Source organism: Desulfocurvus sp. DL1XJH-121 (assembly GCF_054819825.1).
The window spans coordinates 1-275 of sequence record NZ_JBTVWW010000090.1 but is presented as its reverse complement, the minus strand read 5'-3'; the positions used below and the strand labels follow the sequence as shown (position 1 = coordinate 275).

Here is a 275-nt window from a genome sequence, read left to right as displayed (position 1 = left end):
GAAGGACTTATTATTTTGCCAGACATGGTTATGTAGTCGTTTCAGTTCAATATAGATCAAGTGCACAGGCTAAGTGGCCAGCACAGATTATTGATATAAAAACTGCTATTAGGTGGGTCCGTAAACATGCTGATGATTACCAAATTGATGTAAATCATATTGGCATAATGGGTAGATCGGCAGGTAGTCATATTGCCGTGATGGCTGCTATGAATGAAGAAGATAAATCTATTTCAAACGAATACAGTGAATATTCTTCATCTGTTCAAGCATGC

At 37.5% G+C, this 275-nt stretch carries 1 protein-coding gene; it reads left to right on the top strand.

Annotated features, from left to right (window positions below; all coding sequences use genetic code 11):
• Positions 1-275 (top strand): alpha/beta hydrolase fold domain-containing protein (locus tag ACYYG1_RS17425; protein ID WP_461211604.1); only part of this gene is annotated, 275 nt, incomplete at both ends.